We start from the raw sequence: 15,088 nt of genomic DNA on the forward strand, positions 1-15,088 counted from the left end.
GGGGAGCCGATTACTCGTCGCCTTGATTAGCCGTTTCACTTTCAAACATTTGCACAGGCTGGCCCGGCATGATTGTTGAAATGGCATGCTTATAAACAAGCTGCGCATGACCATCACGACGCAACAAAACGCAGAAATTATCAAATGAGGTAACAACACCTGTCAACTTTACGCCGTTTACGAGGAAAATTGTCAGTGAAATTTTTTGCTTTCGGACCGAATTTAAAAACTGGTCCTGTAAGTTTTGTGATCTATCTGCCATTTTCTTACCGTGTAAAATGAGCTTGCAATCAAACTCGTAACCTCAAGGTGCCCATGTATAAGCATATTTTCAATTATCACCAGTACGTCAACGTCAATTGCTGTACCTTTATTAGAAAAAACTGCCTACTGCGTTACCTATAGACAGATGTTTTTTCTGCCTCGATACGAAACTGAATGCGTAGCTGCTCAGTTATTGAGCCTGCATGCCCATTTGCGACAGAATCACCATCAATAGATACAACAGGAATTAATATGGTTGTCGCAGCCGTAATGAATGCTTCGCGTGCATTTTTTGCTTCATCCACAGAAAAGTAGCGCTCCTCGACTTTTAAGCCTAGTTTTTCCGCTGCATCAATAGCTGTTGTTCTGGTAATCCCGCGCAAAATGCCATGATCTGCAGGACGCGTCACTAGCGTGCCGTCTTGAGTGACGATCCACGCATTCGTAGAACCGCCCTCTTTCACCATGCCATCTTCATCAATAAACCATGCTTCAGCAGCACCCTGCTCTTTTGCTTTCTGCTTTGCCAAAACATTGGGCAGCAGACCAACCGTTTTAATATCAACTCGGTCCCAGCGATTTTCTGGAACAGTGATAACCCCAACGCCAGTTTGAGCTTTTTCATCTGCTTGTACAGGATCGCTACGCCGCGCTGTGATAACCAGCGCCGACTTAACACTGGCTGAAGGGAAAACATGGTCGCGCTTAGCCACACCGCGGCTAACTTGAATATAGACAAGACCATTGCGCACGCGGTTGCGTATCACCACTTCCTTGACGATCCGCACGAAGGCTTTCTTATCGACAGGCCACGCCATTTGAAGCTCGCTCAATGAGCGGTTAAGGCGCGCAAGATGCCGCGTCATATCAATGATATAACCATCCGCAATTTCACACACTTCATAGACGCCATCAGCAAACTGATAGCCACGATCTTCAATATGCACAGCCGCTTGGTTATGCGGCACATAGCATCCATTGACATAAGCAATACGCGACATTGTATTTCCCTTCCAAGGGCTTAGAAAAACTCAAGACTTACGCGGAACAACTGCTCTACACTCTTAACAGCAGAAGTTTTGGCAAACATGACGACACGGTCATTTGCTTTTACAATTGTGTCACCGTCCGGTTTGATGACGACACCTTCGCGGTAAATGGCACCGATGCGCACATCTTCAGGCAGTTCTTGTTCGCGCAATGGTTTGCCAACCAGCGGCGACGTTTCCAAAGCTTGCGCTTCTATGACTTCCGCCTGACCTTTTTGAACAGAGTGTACCTGGCGGATACGGCCACGGCGCATATGTTGCAAAACGCGCGATATGGTCACGGCACGCGGATTAATTTGCGCATCAATACCAAGCGCCGCTGTAAAGTTTTGATATGACAAATCATTGATCAAAGTCATCGTTGATTTACAGCCCAATCTTTTAGCCATAACCGACGATAAAACATTAACCTGATCATCATTGGTGAGCGCAACCATAAGGTCGGCATCCTGCACATCTGCTTCACGCAATATCTGCTGATCGAGTGCACTGCCATGCAAGACGATGGTTCGAAGCAATTGGTCAGCAACATCAACCGCGCGGGTGCGGTTTGCTTCAATGATTTTCAAATTGGCTTTAATCGCCGACTTTTCCAATCGAGAAGCAGCATAAAGGCCGATATTACCGCCGCCTGCAAATACAATGCGGCGCGCCTGTGTTTCTTGGTGGCCAAACAGTGCAAGTGTTCTGCGCACCTGTCCTTTGACAGAAATCACATAGACAAGATCACCTGCAAATAGCTGGTCGCTTGATTTCGCAATGAAAAGCTTATCATTACGCCACACACCTGTGACCGTTGCCCCAAGGTCAGGGAAAAGTTCGCTCAACTGGCTAAGCGGCGTATTGATAACAGGACAATCTTCGCGGCACTCAATCGCCATCATCGTCACATTGTCATCGGCAAACTGAACAACGTCCGTTGCACCGGGCAGTGCAATGCGTTTCAACACGACTTCGCCCACTTCACGCTCTGGCGAAATGATCACGTCAATCGGCAGATTATCGCGGCTGAACATGTCACGGTACTGATCTTGAAGATATGATTGCGCACGAATACGGGCGATCTTCGTTGGCACATCGAAAAGCGAGTGCGCAACCTGACAAGCAATCATATTCACTTCGTCATACAGCGTAACCGCAATGATCATTTCAGCTTCGTCAGCACCAGCTGCAGCCAACACATCCGGATGGCCCCCATGCCCAACGAAACCGCGCACATCGAGCGTATCACGCACACGCTGGATTAACGCCGCAGACGTATCAATAACAGAAACGTCATTGTCCTCTGCTGCCAACCGTTCCGCGATACCGTAACCGACCTGTCCAGCGCCACAAATAATAACCCGCATAGGCGTTTAAACTCCTAAAGACTTCAGTTTACGGTGTAGTGCAGAGCGCTCCATACCAATAAATTCAGCCGTCCGTGAAATATTACCGCCAAAACGAGATATTTGAGCCAACAAATAATCACGCTCAAAACGCTCGCGTGCTTCGCGCAGCGGTAATGACATAATGTGTGTATCTGACTCGGTTGGCGCTTTGGGTAAATTATCACTGAGTTCTGCAGGTAATTTATCGACAGTGATCGGAATTTCATCGCTTTCATCGCGAGTCAAAATCATGATCCGCTCAATGGTGTTGCGTAATTGACGAATATTACCCGGCCAAGAATGCGCTTGCAGAACAGCCATCGCATCATCGTCTATGATTTTAGTCCGAATACCTGTCTGAGCTGATATTTGCTTCATAAAGGCCTGAACAAGAACATCAATATCCTCGCGCCGCGCCGTTAAGGGTGGCACTTCAATAGGCACAACAGCCAGCCGATTAAACAAATCGCGGCGGAATTTGCCCTCTTCAATCAATGCTTCCAAATCAAAAGCAGTCGATGAGATAATACGCACATCCACTTTAACGCGCCTGACACCGCCTACCCGCTCAAACTCTTGCTCAACAAGAACGCGCAAGATTTTAGACTGTGTTTCAAGCGGCATATCAGCGATTTCATCAAGATAAAGAATACCGCCATGCGCTTGCTCTAACGCGCCGACCTTGCGCTCTGTACCATCTGGTTCTGTACCAAACAGCTCAATTTCCATCCGGCTTGGTGTAATTGCAGCCGCATTAATCGACACAAACGAACTTCTAGCGCGCGATGAAGCAGCATGAATTGCCCGTGCGACAAGCTCTTTTCCTGCGCCTGTTGGTCCCTTGATAAGCACACGGCTATTGGTTGGCGCGACACGGTCAATGCTTTGGCGCAAATTCATCATCGCGGCAGAATTACCAAGCAGTTCTTCAGAGTCAGAAGATCGTTTTTTAAGTTCGGAAATTTCGCGGCGCATAGAGCTTGTTTCAAGCGCTCGCTCCGTAACCAAAACAAGACGATCCACTTTAAACGGCTTTTCAATATAGTCGAATGCACCGCGGCGAATAGCAGACACAGCCGTTTCAATATTACCGTGACCAGAAATCATGACAACCGGAAGTCCGGGGTGCATCGCTTGAATTTCGTCAAGCAACCCAAGTCCATCAAGCTTGCTGCCCTGCATCCAAATATCAAGAAACACTAAGCGCGGTACACGGTCAGAAATTGCCGCCAGCGCACTGTCACTATCATAAGCAGTCCGCGTCTCATGTCCTTCATCTTCCAAAATACCCGATACGATATCACGGATGTCAGCTTCATCATCGACGATGAGAATATCTGCTTTCATACTGAATTCTCCACACTTGTCGTGTTTTTATCTGTTATATTTTCAGCCTGTTCATCAAACACAGCTTCGCTTTTTGGGAAGATCATGCGCACCATGGCACCCGTTCCCTCATGGTGCTCAAGCGGTGCATCATGAAGCTCCAAACGTCCATGATGATCTTCCATAATTTTCCGAACGATCGCCAACCCAAGCCCCGTCCCTTTTTCTCGGGTGGTCATATAAGGCTCAAGCAAGCGTTGGCGATTGGCTTTCGGAAAACCGCGCCCATTATCAATTACATCCAAATGAATCCATTGATCTCCGGCCCCATAGGCACGTATCAAAATATGACCTTCTTTATTATCAAGCAGACCTTCAAAAATCCGGCTTTCAACAGCTTCGGATGCATTCTTGATGACATTACCAATAGCCTGACCAACTAGGCGATCATCGAGTAGACATTTTAAAGGTCCTGCACCCAAATCATGGTCAAATTTGATTTCATTGCGGCTAACTTCAACTAAAAAAGCAGCCTCTTTGATAACCGTCCGCAAATCCTGCATTTGCATGACAGGTTTTGGCATGCGCGCGAATGATGAAAACTCATCGACCATACGGCCAATATCACCAACCTGCCGGATGATCGTATCTGTACACTGGTCAAAGACTTTTCGGTCCTCATCAGCAATTTGCTTGCCAAACCGGCGGCGTATACGCTCTGCGGAAAGCTGAATAGGCGTCAATGGGTTTTTGATTTCATGAGCAATACGCCGAGCGACATCGGCCCAAGCACTAGAGCGCTGCGCTTCCATGAGATCCGAAATATCATCAATCGTTAAAACGTCTGTGACGGAACGACCATGTTCTGCACTGCCCGCAGGCTCTTGCTCTAGTGTCAGTTGTACATTGAGCACGCGCTCACGTCCTGCGCCATCAATGAAGGTCACTTGCCTACGAAGATCATCACGGTCATTTGAAACCATGTCCGCATAAGAATCAGCAAGCGCCGGTGATATGTCACTCAGCAGCCGGCCAATAATGTCTTGATTGCTGCCAACGAGAATTTGAGCCGCCGAACTATTGGCGACATGAATCACACCTGCACGGTCAACACCCAAAACACCCGCAGATACACCAGAAAGAACAGCCTCTGAGAACCGTCGGCGTTCATCAATTGTGTCGCGCGCTGTCAAAAGGTCATTACGCTGTGTTTTGAGTTGAACAATCATATCATTGAATGTTTCACCCAGATGCGCCACATCGCCGTCGCTGGCACGAACAGGCACCCGCACCTCAAGGTTCCCGCCCGCCACTTCATCAGATGCTGTGATCAATTGACGAATCGGCCGCACAATACGGTTCGCAACAGCGATGCCGGTCCATATTGCAGAAAGCAGCATGATCAGCGTCAGCCCAAAATAAAGAATAGCAAAAGCAAGCTGTAGAACCGGACGGTTCCCTTCAAGGTTACTGTATTCCAGCCGGTTCTGTTCCATGAGCCGAACAGCATTAAGCGCATCAGCATCAACGCTTCGCACGGTATAAAGCATCGCATTATCAATTTCGCGTAACATAATTAGCGCGCCCACCAAATTGGTCACGCCGGGCGGAATAATCACTGGCGCACCATCTTTGGCTGTCTCAAGTGCATCTTCTGGCGGCAACGGTAAAGGTTGACTTGTTTCAATATCAGCGCTGTGAATGACCGTTCCGTCAGGACGAATAACCGATGCGCCCAACATGCCTCGCCCCTTGGCTTGCTGTGTCAGAAAATTACGAAAACCGCGTTGATCTAGCCTAAAAAGGCGCACCTGATTATCCAGTGAAAACGACATATTGATTGACGCATCGCGCAGATTGATCGCATTTTCGTTGATATAGCTTTCCGCGACTTCTTTGGATGATTCCACGATTGTCCGTGTGCGGATTTCAAACCATCGGTCCAAGCCAAGGTCCAAAGTAATGGCTGCCACAATAGCAACAGCCAAAGCTGGCGCGGCAGCAATAATCGAGAAAAGTGTGACGATACGCACATGCAAACGCGCACCCGCATGGCCATAACGACGAGCATCTTTAATGCGCTTAAGTTCGATACCGATAAGCAGCAGCAGACCCGCAACAAACATACCATTAATAATAACAGCCGTAATCGCGACGGTGTCATCTGGCAGAATGGGTGTCAGACCAATAAGAATAACGAAAGAGGCAATCGCAACAATAACCGCCGCAAACACCAGAATGAAGCCGTAACGCAACACAGCCCTGCCCGGAGCAAGACCGGCAACCGGTGTCATCATTTCCTTGTCGAGAGAGACCATTTAGCGATTCAATCCAGCCCAGTAATACTGAGGCGATTGTGCAACAGAATGTGGCCATTTTGCAACATAAATGACCACTCCCAGACTTTATTTAACGCATTTATTGGCCTTTAAAAACACTAACGCCTAAATCACGGATTTTCTTTCGAAGCGTATTCCTATTTAAGCCTAAAATATCCGCAGCTTTAATCTGGTTCCCCCGCGTTGCGGTCAATGTTGCCATTAACAACGGATATTCCAGTTCGGAAAGAAGTCTGTGGTATAGTCCTGGCGGCGGCAAACCATCGCCGAATGAATTGAAATATTTTTGCATATTTAATTCAACCGCTTGCGCGATGGTGATATTTTTACCGTTTTCAACGTGACCGATGTCTGGCAAATTATGATTATCAGGGTCTTGAAGTTCAGATGAAATGATATCGGCTGTTATTTCATCTTGCGGATACAACGCTGCCAATCTGCGAACCAGATTTTCAAGTTCACGCACATTGCCCGGCCAAGAGTGATGCAAAAGTGCCTCAATCGCATCCGGCAATAATATCTTTTCTTCAAGCCCTTCTTCTTGAACTTTCTTCAAGAAATGGCTGACCAGATCAGGAATATCCTGAACACGTTCACGCAAAGGCGGTATGCGCAGCGGAACAACATTCAAGCGATAATATAAGTCTTCGCGAAACAGCCCTTGATTGATAAGGCTACGCAGCTCTTTATTCGTCGCGGTCACAATACGCACATTTGTTTTGATCGGTGTGCGTCCGCCAACCGTCGTATATTCGCCCTGCTGAAGCACACGCAACAAACGCGTTTGCGCATCCATAGGCATGTCACCGATTTCATCAAGAAACAAAGTGCCATTTTCCGCTTGTTCAAACCGGCCTGTGGCACGGCTATGGGCGCCAGTAAATGCCCCTTTTTCATGACCGAAAAGCTCAGACTCAATCAAATCGCGCGGGATAGCTGCCATATTGATCGCAACAAACGGGCCCTTTTTGCGCTTGCCATATTCATGCAGCGCACGCGCAACCAACTCTTTGCCGGTTCCTGATTCGCCATTGATCAAAACCGTGAGATCAGACTGCATCATGCGCGCCAAAACACGGTATATCTCCTGCATCGCTGGCGAGCGGCCAACAAGCGGCATGGCTTCATCTTTTTCTGCCACAGCACTCTTGCTATCAGTCGGTTTGCGCCGCGCTTCCTGTAGCGCACGCTCAATAATCGCAGTGAGCTCTACAAGGTCAAACGGCTTTGGAAGATATTCATAGGCGCCGTTTTCAGAAGCTCTGATCGCCGTCATAAATGTGTTTTGCGCACTCATGACAATAACCGGCAGATCTGGGCGCATTTTTTTCATGCGCGGCAGAAGATCAAATAGATTTTCATCCGGCATAACCACATCACTGATCACGCAGTCGCCTTCACCTTCAGCCACCCAACGCCATAAAGTTGAGGCATTCGACGTTAAGCGAACATCATACCCAGCACGTGACAATGCCTGACTAAGCACGGTGCGAATGGCTGCATCATCGTCTGCAACTAGAATTGTTCCGTTCATTGCATTTACCTTAAAAGCCTTAGCTCGGCGCTTTTGGCGCAGTTGGCATTAAAATTTTGAATTTGGTATTTCCAGGCTGACTATCGCACTCAATAACGCCTCCATGGTCCCCAACAATCTTGGCAACCAAAGCAAGCCCAAGGCCTGAACCATTTGTTTTTGTTGTAATAAAAGGATCGAACATATAGCTCTGAATTTCTTCTGGAACACCGGGACCATTGTCCTGCACAGAAAATTCCAACGGTAAAGAAACGCGCTCATGCAAGCCTGGGATCGAAAGACGAACGCCGGGTTGATATGCTGTTTTCAATCTTATTTTTGGATTTTCAACATTGGCAACGGCCTCACAGGCATTTTTGACGAGGTTCAAAAACACCTGAATAAGCTGATCCTGATTGCCAGCAATATAAGGCAGTGATGGATCAAAGTCCTGCTTGAACTCTATATTCCGTCCAAATCCCGATTTAGCGATTTTCTGAACGCGGTCCAAAACGACATGGATATTGACCGGATCACGGTCCAGCGGCCGCTCATCAGAAAACACTTCCATTTTATCGACAAGTTGAACAATCCGGTCGCACTCATCTTTAATCAACTGTGCCAGCGCACGGTCTTCATCGCTGACAACACTTTCAAGCAATTGCGCAGCACCGCGAATACCTGAAAGCGGATTTTTAATCTCATGGCCCAGCATGGACGCCAAGCCCGTTACCGAACGGGCAGCGCCGCGATGTGTCATTTGCCGGTCAAACTTTTCAGCCATTGAACGTTCACGGAAAACAATCACCATCGCACCGTCTTCTTCAGCAACAGGCGTGACATGAATATCGACAGTCCGGTCAAGACCTAAGCGCGGCGATGAGACATCCACGCGGTACTCATTTGTCGGTGATTGAGCCAAACGCACCTGATCTATCAACGTCAACAATGGATTAGAAAAACCAACAAACTCATCAATTCTGAAATTAGCAAGGTTTGCCATCGACGAAGAGAAAAAATACTCCGCCTCCAAATTGGCAAAAGTGATCAAATTATCCTTATCGATCATGATAACCGGATCACGCAGATTATCTAATACGCGCCGCGCATTCTCTGCCTGACTGGCATTTTTACTTGCAGGACTCATTATGCAGCTTCCGATTTTTCAATATCTACTGAGTTAAAAACATCGCGCAAAAGCGGAATAACTTTCTCCGGCAAATGAGATCTCATAATCTCTGTGCGTAGTTCAGTTATGGACTGCGTCTTTGGCAAAAGACCATCAATATACCAACCCAAATGCTTGCGCGCATGGCGCGTGCCAACATGCTCGCCATAATGTTCAAGCATTGCTTGGTAATGGGAGATCACATAATCAGCGACATCAAAGGATGGTGCCTGTGTAAATTGTGGAAGCCCAGCAGACGCATTGGCTATGTCGCCGGCTTTCCACGGCGAACCTTGCCCTGCCCGCCCAATCATCACGGCATCAGCACCAGATTGCTCGCAGGCCGCAATCGCGGATGAAAGGTCGTCAATATCGCCATTAACGACCAAAGGCACATCCACCACATCCCGAACGGCCGCAACAGCCCGCCAATCCGCAACACCGTCATAAAATTGACAGCGCGTGCGCCCATGCACGGTAATCATTTGCACCCCTGCATCGACCGCACGCCTTGCAAGCTCTGGCGCGTTGATTGTTTCGTCATCCCAGCCCAAGCGCATCTTGAGCGTCACCGGAACTTGAACCGCATCAACCGTCGCATTGACAAGCGTCATGGCATGATCAAGATCACGCATAAGCGCCGAGCCAGATGCTTTTCCTGTCACTTTGCGAGCAGGACACCCCATATTGATATCTATAATTTCCGCGCCATTTGATTCAGCGATTTTCGCCGCTTCGCCCATCCAGTGCGCTTCAAAGCCCGCAAGCTGAAGCATTGCCGGACCTGCATCATGAGAAAGCGCACGCCGTGTGGACTCGTCGGATTCAGAACAAAACTCACGGCTCGCAATCATTTCACTAACAACAATACCTGCGCCCGCCGCCCAAGTGCGCTGACGGAAAGGCAAGTCACTCACACCAGATAAAGGAGCAGCCAGAACGCGATTGCGAACGGCAACATTTCCAATCTGGAACGGTTCATGAAGGAGTGCAGTCAAGTGATTGTCCATTTTTTAAGCAGCTATATCGACTGCACATTCTTTATACAATATAGACTAATTGCGCAATTAGCCACCTATGATAAAGGTCGCAAAACTTTAAACAAACCAAAGCAAGCAACGAAACCTGCGACTAGGACGAGATATTTTGTCAGCATATTTGCAACACTCAATGGGACTGGTGATTGTGGCGGCAGGCCGCGGCGAACGCGCAGGCATGCAAAACGGGCCAAAACAGTACCGAAAACTCGGTTCCAGCACTGTTATAGAACAAACAATATCACGTTTTGCAAACTTTATACCAGCGGCGAACACCGTTCTCGTTATTCATGCAGATGATGCAGCGCTGCTCAAACAAGCAACATGCAATATTGATACAGCGCAGATGGCAATTGTAACGGGCGGCACGACACGGCAGGAATCCGTGCATGCAGGCCTACGGGCGCTTCGCGACATGGCACAAGATTTTAGTCATGTTCTAATACATGATGCTGCCCGCCCTTATGTGAATGATGACTTTTTATTGCGGGTCATCGAAGAAATTGGGGCAAATCCCAATGACGGAATTTTACCAACCATCGCCGTGTCGGAAACCCTCAAAACCGTATCAGATGGTATCGTGACTGGCACAGCATCGCGCAAAGATATGCACCGCGCACAAACCCCTCAAGCCTTCCCATTTGAAACTATTCTTGCACTGCATGATAAAGCGAGCGCGCAATCCATATCTGATTTCACTGATGATGCAGCAATCTTTGAATGGGCGGGAATGACAGTGCGGATTGTGGAGGGCGACGCCTCCAATATCAAACTCACCTACCCTCAAGATTTTACCGCACAGGAAAATATGAACAATAATTCTCTACCCGATGTGCGCACAGGCAATGGCTATGATGTTCACCGTTTTGAAGATGGTGATAAAGTTATTTTATGCGGCATTGATATTCCGTTCGATAAAAAACTATCGGGTCATTCAGATGCAGATGTTGGATTGCATGCGCTAACAGACGCGCTTCTTGCCACTTGCGGCGCGGGCGATATCGGCGACCATTTTCCGCCAACTGATGAAAAATGGCACGGCATGGCCAGCCATGTTTTTTTATCAGAAGCAGTCAAAATTGTGCGGCAAAACGGCGGTACAATCATGAACGCTGACGTGACAATCGTAACCGAAGCACCCAAGATTGCACCGCACCGGATGGCAATGCGTGAGAAATTAAGCGAACTGCTCGGTATTTCTTTAGAGCGCTGCTCGGTGAAGGCAACGACAAACGAAACAATGGGCTTTATTGGCCGTAAAGAAGGCATTATGGCGCTTGCAATTGCGAGTGTTGTCTATGGAGAAAAATCATGAATGACACCCCAGCACACGACAACCCGCTGAGCGCACTTGCGCTAGAAGTCGTCGAAACCTTTTCCGCACGTGGATTTACAATCGCGACCGCTGAAAGTTGCACAGGCGGCCTAATCGCTGGCATGATCACCGATATTCCTGGTTCCAGCAAGGTTTTGGATCGCGGTTATGTAACTTATTCCAACGATGCCAAAATCGAAATGCTATCCGTGCCGGAAGAATTCTTTGAAGATGGCGGCCCCGGCGCTGTGTCCGAAGAAGTTGCCGAAGCAATGGCAAAGAACGCTTTGCAGAAAAGCTCAACAGACATTGCGATTTCAGTAACAGGCATTGCTGGTCCAGGCGGCGGCACCGAAGATAAACCGGTCGGCCTCGTCTGGTTTGGCTGTGCCTGCGATTGGGCGCCAACATTTGCGATCAGCCGTTACTTTGACGATAATGGCCGCGATGCAATTCGCGCAGAAACAGTTATGACCGCGCTGATGATTTTGATTGAGACATTAAAAGAAGCGCCTGACAAAGAGCCAGATCAAGACTCTGAATAAATCTCGTCTGCACGCTTTTCGAATGCCTCCGCAAACATTCGAAAAGCACGGTCGAACATCGACCCCATGACCATACCAAGCATTCTGCTCTTAAACTCATAATCAATATAAAAGTGCACATCAGAGCTGCGTTCATCAACATCGGTGAACGTCCAGCGATTGTCGAGATATTTGAACGGCCCATCAATATAGGACACATCAATCTGACTCTCGTCAGGATTGAGCAGAACCCTACTGGTAAATGTCTCGCGTATTGCCTTATAGCCAACACTCATATCCGCAACCAGCATCTGCTTGCCATCACGTTCGCGGATATCACGAACACTGAGCGCCTCACATAAGGGCAAAAATTCAGGGTATTTTTCCACGTCAGCAATCAGCGCAAACATTTTGTCTGCGCTGTGATTGACGCGGCGCGTGGTCTTAAAACTCGGCATATTACTTTATCGAGGCCAGCTTTGCTTCGCGGTTCGCCCGCAGTTTTTCAAAATCCGACCCCGCATGGTGCGATGAACGCGTAAGCGGTGAAGCCGAAACCATTAAAAAGCCTTTTGTATAAGCAATTGTTTCATATGATTTGAACTCATCAGGCGTCACAAAGCTCATCACTTCATGGTGCTTTTTTGTTGGCTGCAAATACTGGCCGATCGTTAGAAAATCGACATCAGCAATGCGCAAATCATCCATCAATTGCAGCACTTCATTGCGCTCTTCGCCAAGCCCCACCATGATTCCAGATTTTGTAAAAATCGAAGGATCAAGCTCTTTGACGCGTTGAAGAAGGCGGATTGAGTGGAAATAGCGTGCACCAGGGCGCACTTTTAAATAATTAGAAGGCACCGTTTCAAGATTGTGGTTAAACACGTCAGGCTTAGCGGCCACGACAGCCTCAAGCGCACCTTCTTTGCGAAGGAAGTCCGGCGTTAGAATCTCAACCGTCGTACCGGGCGAATATTCGCGGATTGCTTGAATAACTTCTACAAAATGCTGCGCGCCACCATCAGCCAAATCATCGCGGTCAACCGACGTGATAACCACATGCTTAAGCCCCATCTTTTTGACGGCTTTTGCTACATTGACAGGCTCTTCTTTATCAAGCGCACCGGGCATGCCAGTCGCGACATTACAAAAAGCACAAGCACGGGTACAAATTTCACCCATAATCATAAAGGACGCGTGTTTCTGATCCCAGCATTCGCCAATATTTGGACAGCCCGCCTCACCGCAAACCGTCACAAGATTATGCGATTTAACGATTTTATTTGTCTCGTGAAAGCCCTTCGATGTCGGCGCTTTCACGCGAATCCAGTCTGGCTTTTTCAAGCGTGTTGGCTGATCTGGACGATGCGCCTTTTCAGGATGCCGCATTTTGCCGGAAGGCCTTGTTGTATCGAGAACCGTAACCATTCGGACAACCTAACTTTCTAGTTTTTCGATGCCATCGACATTGCTTTAAATAAAAGCAGCCAAATAGCGCCAAATAAAAATCCTGCACACGCCGTAATGCCAGTCACGTACCAAACGCCAGTCCAACCTTCAACCAGAACACCGTTAAATGTGACACCGCCGTTGCGCATCGCGGCGAATGAAGCAAGAAACCCCATCACCATAAACAATATGATGCTTACGCGCATGATTTTCCAGCCTGTTGACTGCCACCAACGCGCATTACCGCCGCGAATGATGCCGCGGCGAGAACGCTTAGGCATTTAAAACACGTCCATAGGCATCCAGCACGCTCTCTTTCATCATTTCTGAAAGTGTCGGATGCGGGAAGATCGTGTGCATTAGCTCTTCTTCCGTCGTCTCAAGGTTCATCGCGATAACAAAGCCCTGAATAAGTTCTGTGACTTCTGCGCCAACAAGATGCGCGCCGATTAACTGGCCCGTCTTTTTGTTAAAGATCGTTTTGACCATGCCATTATCTTCGCCAAGCGCAATGGCTTTGCCATTTGCATTAAATATGTAACGGCCAACACGAATATCAATGCCTGCTTCTTTGGCTTTGGCTTCCGTCAAACCAACAGAGGCAACTTGCGGATGACAATAGGTACAGCCTGGAATCTTGTCTTTTTCCATCGGATGAACATTTGGCACACCGGCAATCTTTTCGATACAAATCACACCTTCATGCTCAGCCTTGTGCGCCAGCATTGGCGGTCCAGCAACATCGCCAATGGCGTAAATACCTTCGACATTGGTTTTGCCGTATCCGTCGATCACCACGCAGCCGCGATCAGTTTTAATGCCAAGATCTTCAAGGCCAAGGCCTTCGATATTGCCTTGAACACCAACAGCCGAAATCATCCGGTCCGCTTCCATCGGCGTCACTTTGCCGTCTTTGCCTTCAACATGGGCAATGATCGAATTGGATTTCTTCTCAACTTTTGTGACTTTCGCCTCAGTAATAATTTTAAGCCCGTGCTTCTCAAGCGCTTTTCGAGCTATGCCAGAAATTTCAGGGTCTTCAACCGGCATAATGTTTGGCATGAGTTCAACAACGGTAACGTCGCAGCCCATAGAATTATAAAATGATGCAAACTCAATGCCGATAGCACCAGAGCCCATAACGATGAGCTTCTTTGGCAATTCCTGCGGCACCATTGCTTCAAAATAAGTCCAGATCAGCTTGCCGTCTGGCTCAATGCCCGGCAATGCGCGTGGACGCGCTCCTGTCGCAACAATGATGTGCTTGGCCGTGTAGTCACCTTCACCTTTGATATTTTTAGGGATAGGGTTTTGCGGCTCCATGATTTTTTTAGTCGGTTTACCAACTGTAACTTTGCCTTTACCAGCAAGTTTGGCTTCGCCCCAAATCACATCGATCTTGTTCTTCTTCATCAGAAAACCAACACCGCCATTAAGACGCATTGATACACCGCGCGAACGCTTAACGACCTCTTTCACATCGGCCGTCATTTTGCCTTCAAGCTTCAACCCATATTCGGATGCGCGGTTTGCATAGTCGAGCATTTCGCCAGAACGCAGCAACGCCTTGGTTGGAATACAGCCCCAGTTGAGACAGATGCCACCAAGATGCTCACGCTCAATGATGCCAACTTTCATGCCCAATTGCGCAGCACGGATCGCCGTTACATAACCGCCGGGACCGGAACCGATAATCAGCACGTCATAATTATTGTCAGCCATTTTAGCTTCTCC

General features: G+C 48.2%; 14 protein-coding genes. 2 read left to right on the forward strand and 12 right to left on the reverse strand.

The window, feature by feature from the left end; genetic code table 11:
* Positions 1-10 precede the first annotated feature (10 nt).
* The 8 genes from hfq to dusB form a co-directional block, all read right to left on the reverse strand.
* Positions 11-262: an RNA chaperone Hfq gene (gene hfq / locus C504_RS0103270; RefSeq protein ID WP_018687876.1), complete on the reverse strand. Its 252-nt coding sequence runs from the start codon at positions 260-262 to the stop codon at positions 11-13.
* 133 nt (positions 263-395) lie between these two features.
* On the reverse strand, positions 396-1,265 hold the full coding sequence (locus tag C504_RS0103275) for a D-amino-acid transaminase (protein ID WP_018687877.1): 870 nt from the start codon (positions 1,263-1,265) through the stop codon (positions 396-398).
* A gap of 20 nt (positions 1,266-1,285) precedes the next feature.
* On the reverse strand, positions 1,286-2,662 hold the full coding sequence (gene trkA, locus C504_RS0103280; protein ID WP_018687878.1) for a Trk system potassium transporter TrkA: 1,377 nt from the start codon (positions 2,660-2,662) through the stop codon (positions 1,286-1,288).
* Positions 2,663-2,668: 6 nt separating this feature from the next.
* The gene (gene ntrX, locus C504_RS0103285; protein WP_018687879.1) at positions 2,669-4,030 is read right to left on the reverse strand and encodes a nitrogen assimilation response regulator NtrX; all 1,362 of its coding nucleotides are present in this window, start codon (positions 4,028-4,030) and stop codon (positions 2,669-2,671) included.
* Positions 4,027-6,327 (reverse strand): sensor histidine kinase NtrY-like, encoded by a 2,301-nt coding sequence (locus C504_RS0103290; protein ID WP_018687880.1) that lies wholly within the window; start codon positions 6,325-6,327, stop codon positions 4,027-4,029. Before C504_RS0103290 ends, ntrX begins: the two co-directional genes overlap by 4 nt.
* 100 nt (positions 6,328-6,427) lie before the next feature.
* On the reverse strand, positions 6,428-7,882 hold the full coding sequence (gene ntrC, locus C504_RS0103295; RefSeq protein ID WP_018687881.1) for a nitrogen regulation protein NR(I): 1,455 nt from the start codon (positions 7,880-7,882) through the stop codon (positions 6,428-6,430).
* A gap of 19 nt (positions 7,883-7,901) precedes the next feature.
* A complete protein-coding gene (locus C504_RS0103300; RefSeq protein WP_018687882.1) occupies positions 7,902-9,008 on the reverse strand; it encodes a two-component system sensor histidine kinase NtrB in 1,107 nt (368 codons plus the stop codon).
* Entirely contained in the window at positions 9,008-10,039 is a 1,032-nt protein-coding gene (gene dusB, locus C504_RS0103305) for a tRNA dihydrouridine synthase DusB (RefSeq protein ID WP_018687883.1), read from the reverse strand. Before dusB ends, C504_RS0103300 begins: the two co-directional genes overlap by 1 nt.
* 160 nt (positions 10,040-10,199) lie before the next feature.
* Between dusB and C504_RS0103310 the strand changes: the two genes are divergently transcribed.
* Together C504_RS0103310 and C504_RS0103315 are read left to right on the forward strand one after the other, a co-directional pair.
* A complete protein-coding gene (locus C504_RS0103310; RefSeq protein WP_018687884.1) occupies positions 10,200-11,381 on the forward strand; it encodes a bifunctional 2-C-methyl-D-erythritol 4-phosphate cytidylyltransferase/2-C-methyl-D-erythritol 2,4-cyclodiphosphate synthase in 1,182 nt (393 codons plus the stop codon).
* A complete protein-coding gene (locus C504_RS0103315) occupies positions 11,378-11,926 on the forward strand; it encodes a CinA family protein (protein ID WP_018687885.1) in 549 nt (182 codons plus the stop codon). The genes C504_RS0103310 and C504_RS0103315 overlap by 4 nt, the downstream gene beginning before the upstream one ends.
* Here the strand turns inward: C504_RS0103315 and C504_RS0103320 are convergent.
* From C504_RS0103320 to lpdA, 4 genes are read right to left on the reverse strand one after another with little or no spacing between them, the layout of a single operon-like run.
* Positions 11,911-12,363 carry a type II toxin-antitoxin system RatA family toxin gene (locus tag C504_RS0103320; RefSeq protein ID WP_018687886.1) on the reverse strand — a complete coding sequence of 151 codons (453 nt, stop codon included), beginning with the start codon at positions 12,361-12,363 and terminating at the stop codon, positions 11,911-11,913. The two genes, C504_RS0103315 and C504_RS0103320, sit on opposite strands and share 16 nt — an antisense overlap.
* A 1-nt stretch (position 12,364) precedes the next feature.
* Positions 12,365-13,333 (reverse strand): lipoyl synthase, encoded by a 969-nt coding sequence (gene lipA / locus C504_RS0103325; RefSeq protein ID WP_018687887.1) that lies wholly within the window; start codon positions 13,331-13,333, stop codon positions 12,365-12,367.
* A 17-nt stretch (positions 13,334-13,350) separates the two neighbouring features.
* Entirely contained in the window at positions 13,351-13,635 is a 285-nt protein-coding gene (locus C504_RS17100; RefSeq protein WP_018687888.1) for a hypothetical protein, read from the reverse strand.
* The gene (lpdA, locus tag C504_RS0103335; RefSeq protein WP_018687889.1) at positions 13,628-15,076 is read right to left on the reverse strand and encodes a dihydrolipoyl dehydrogenase; all 1,449 of its coding nucleotides are present in this window, start codon (positions 15,074-15,076) and stop codon (positions 13,628-13,630) included. The genes C504_RS17100 and lpdA overlap by 8 nt, the downstream gene beginning before the upstream one ends.
* Positions 15,077-15,088 lie beyond the last annotated feature (12 nt).

This window comes from Ahrensia kielensis DSM 5890 (assembly GCF_000374465.1).
Taxonomy (GTDB): domain Bacteria; phylum Pseudomonadota; class Alphaproteobacteria; order Rhizobiales; family Rhizobiaceae; genus Ahrensia; species Ahrensia kielensis.